The following is a 3,420-nucleotide window of genomic DNA, read 5'->3' on the forward strand; positions in this document are numbered from 1 at the left end:
CCATAATATCTTCTGCCATTTGGTGGTAATTCCCCTGGTAAATCTTCTGTACTTGCGCTGAGAGACCTTCCCTGGTCGTCTGTAACATTCAAAAAACTGTACAAAAACCTTATAGACCGGTCTCCTTCATTTTTTAAATTGACATCTAAAACTAGAGAATTACCCCATCTACGAACATCATTAACTTCTAGAGCAACTCCAGCATCACTACTAATAATTGGAAAACTTTGTTGGGATTGATTTTCTTCAGCAGATTGTGCCTTGGCTTGTTTTTTCTGGGAATCTTTTTGAGTAGTTTTCTCTTCAATTACTCCACCATTTCTGATAATATTTTTCACACGGGCAATAACCTTTTCCTCTTCTAAAAATACCAATTTTTCTTGGCGATTTGAATTGTTTCTAGCACCTGCTAAATTATTAGTGGGACGAGTATCTGGTTGAGTAATTCCTTTTAAAGCTTCTCTGCCTAGTTTAAATCCCCAAGAGGCACTACTCAAACCTGCACCAAACATTAGGGTTAGTAAGCTCAGAGTTAGCACAATACTAGAATTCATAGTTTTTTTATTTTTTAGGCATAATATTGTTTTCTGTTATGATATACTATATCTTATGTATAAATTTAGATACATTTATGTCCAAAATTTTAACTTTAACTCAAGAAACTATGCTATAGTAGATTAACTAATCTGAGAAAACCTTAAGATAGGTTTAATTTAACTATATAATAGAGGTAAACTTAGAAATAGGCGCCTTTGGCCGATTGGGGAGGCAGCGAGCTCATAATTCGCTTTAAGGCTGGTTCGATTCCAGCAGGGCGCATACAACTAAATTAAATTAATTCCTCGAAATAGACTAAGGTCTTTAGTGGCTAAAGATTTTAGTATTTTTTAGTAAATTTCAGGACTTAGCCATAACCACTGAAATATAGTAGGGGTTAACGGCCGTTAACCCCTAAAAATAATTTATGGTCTGGTATTCTGCGTAAATCCTATAATATGTCTGAAAAATTCCCGATTTTCCCATCTCTGCTATCCCACAACTTCAAATCACAAAAATTTTCATTTTGTGAAGCTCAAAAAATCTAGAGAGTTAAGAGAAATCAAATTCGGTAAAAAACCGTGATAGTATAAATATAGTGGGGGTTGTTCGCCCATACTCATGACTTTTTATTCAACGCAAAAAAAAGAGAGTTTTAGATAAATAATAGCGATCGCTCAGAGAAGTAATTTACAGAATTATCATTTTGTGGAGCTTCGAGAAATTTAGAGAGGAAGAGAAATCAAATTCGGTAAAAAACCGTGATAGTATAAATATAGTGGGGGTTGTTCGCCCATACTCATGACTTTTTATTCAACGCAAAAAAAAGAGAGTTTTAGATAAATAATAGCGATCGCTCAGAGAAGTAATTTACAGAATTATCATTTTGTGGAGCTTCGAGAAATTTAGAGAGGAAGAGAAATCAAATTCGGTAAAAAACCGTGATAGTATAGCGCTGCGCGCAGGCAACAGGCAATAGGCAACAGGCAACAGGCAACAGGGGGAATAAAAAGCTTATCATATAAGACTTTTAGCTATTGGACACTTCCTGCAATTTGTAAATATGCCAGCGCACATTGCTATATAAATATAGTGGGGGTTGCTCGCCCATACTCATGACTTTTTATTCAACGCAAAAAAAGAGAGTTTTAGATAAATAATAGCGATCGCCACCCCTCCTCAAGTAATAAATAACTAAATTAACTCCAACGTTGTAGTTATAGGAAAGACAAAAGCAAAATTTAAAAGCTTCCATCTTCCCCTATTCCTTAATTTAACCAAGGGCGAGAAACTTCTTCCAACTGATTAAATTCCTCTTGACTCATCTCCCAACCAATAGCCCCTATATTTTGTTGAACTTGTTCAGAATTTTTACAACCAGCAATAGGAATCACACTATCTTGAAAAACCAACCAATTCAGAGCAACCTGAGCCAGAGTTTTGTCATATTTTTCACCAATTTGTTTTAACAAAGACATCACAGGAGAAATTTTTTCCAAACCCTTTTTTTGGAAACGAGAGTCAAATTGACGAGCGCCAGTCGGCGGTTTTTCCAAAGTATATTTGCCAGTTAATAAACCTTGAGCCAAAGGACTATAAGCTAAAATTGTCACACCTAATTCTCTAGCTGTATCCAAAATTCCTTTAGCTTCAATTTGTCGAGAAAGCAGAGAATATCTCACCTGATTTGTCGCTAAAATTACCCCTCGTTTTTCCAAAATTGCATGAGCTTGACGTATCTCTTCCGCCGAATAATTACTAACACCAACCGCTTCAATTCTCCCCTGTTTTACTTCATCAGCCAAAGCATTTAATAAAGTTTCCTGACTCATAAAAAAAGTAAACGGCCAATGTACTTGATAAAGAGTAACTTTCGGCAACATTAATCGTTTCAAACTAGCAGTAACAGCATCAGCAATAGACTCTGGAAAAAAACGCCAAGGTACAGGACCATATTTAGTAGCAATTTGCACAGGTTGTTCAGTTTTTTGCATGAATTTTCCCAGCAATTCTTCTGATAAACCATTGCCATAAACTTCAGCAGTATCAAAAAAATTTATCCCTGCTTCTAAGGCAGTTTGAAAGGCAGCCTCTACTTCATTAGCACCATAATTACTGCCATAATTCCAAAAAAATTTATCTCCCCATGCCCAAGTGCCAATACAAATGGGATTAACAGTTATTCCTGTTTTACCTAAAGTAGTTGTTGCCATGGTAATTTCAGTTATCAGTTATCAGTTATCAGTTATCAGTTATCAGTTCCTCTGCCTGTTTGCGCAGCATGAACTAGGAAAGTCATATGGAACTTGATTTTTTTCATCCCCTTTTAAGAGGATAAAACAGAAAATTCTGCATCTTTTCACCTCCTTATTATAGGAAGTAATGAAAAAGGAGGCTATAGCAATCATAAATCATTTGTAAAAAATATAAGGATAAAAAGTCTGAAACTTTTACCGAAAGATTGCGGTCTAAAGCCTCCCTTTGTAAGGCAGAGGAGATAAAAAAAGAGAATATTCCCGATCTCAAGCCTCTTGTTTTAGCTAGAGGTACTGATAAGTAATAACTGTTAACTGATAACTGAAATTATAGCTATTCCCTGTTCCATAAATTCAAATATTTTTTACCGAAAAATAGTGGTTTAAAGGCTCCCCTTTTAAGGAAATGAAAAGCGGTTGTTAGCGGAGCTTCCTGTAGAGTGGGATGGCGTTTGCTATCGCAAAGCTGCGCTAACAGCGGAGTGGCTCTGATAAGAGCGGGAAACCTGTGCCATATCCAATCGACCAAGAAAATTTCAATTCAGTATTTTCAAGCCTCCGGCTTTAATGGTCGGTACTGATAACTGATAACTGATAACTGATAACTGATAACTGATAACTGATAACT

General features: G+C 36.0%; 2 protein-coding genes and 1 tRNA gene. 1 reads left to right on the top strand and 2 read right to left on the bottom strand.

Annotated elements, in window-relative coordinates:
- A partial coding sequence (locus AC3DU7_RS29010; protein WP_488042724.1) for a hypothetical protein occupies window positions 1-554 on the bottom strand: 554 nt, incomplete at its 3' end.
- 192 nt (window positions 555-746) lie between these two features.
- On the opposite strand from AC3DU7_RS29010, the gene AC3DU7_RS29015 reads away from it, so the two are divergent.
- Window positions 747-819 (top strand) — tRNA-Ile (locus tag AC3DU7_RS29015).
- Window positions 820-1,805: 986 nt separating this feature from the next.
- Here AC3DU7_RS29015 and AC3DU7_RS29020 read toward each other — a convergent pair.
- A complete protein-coding gene (locus AC3DU7_RS29020) occupies window positions 1,806-2,750 on the bottom strand; it encodes an aldo/keto reductase (protein WP_488042725.1) in 945 nt (314 codons plus the stop codon).
- Window positions 2,751-3,420 lie beyond the last annotated feature (670 nt).

Source organism: Okeania sp., assembly GCF_983059655.1.

Excerpts from the sequence above, each read along its gene's own strand:
- AC3DU7_RS29020 (WP_488042725.1), bottom strand. The coding sequence starts at position 2,750 with ATGGCAACAACTACTTTAGGTAAAACAGGAATAACTGTTAATCCCATT.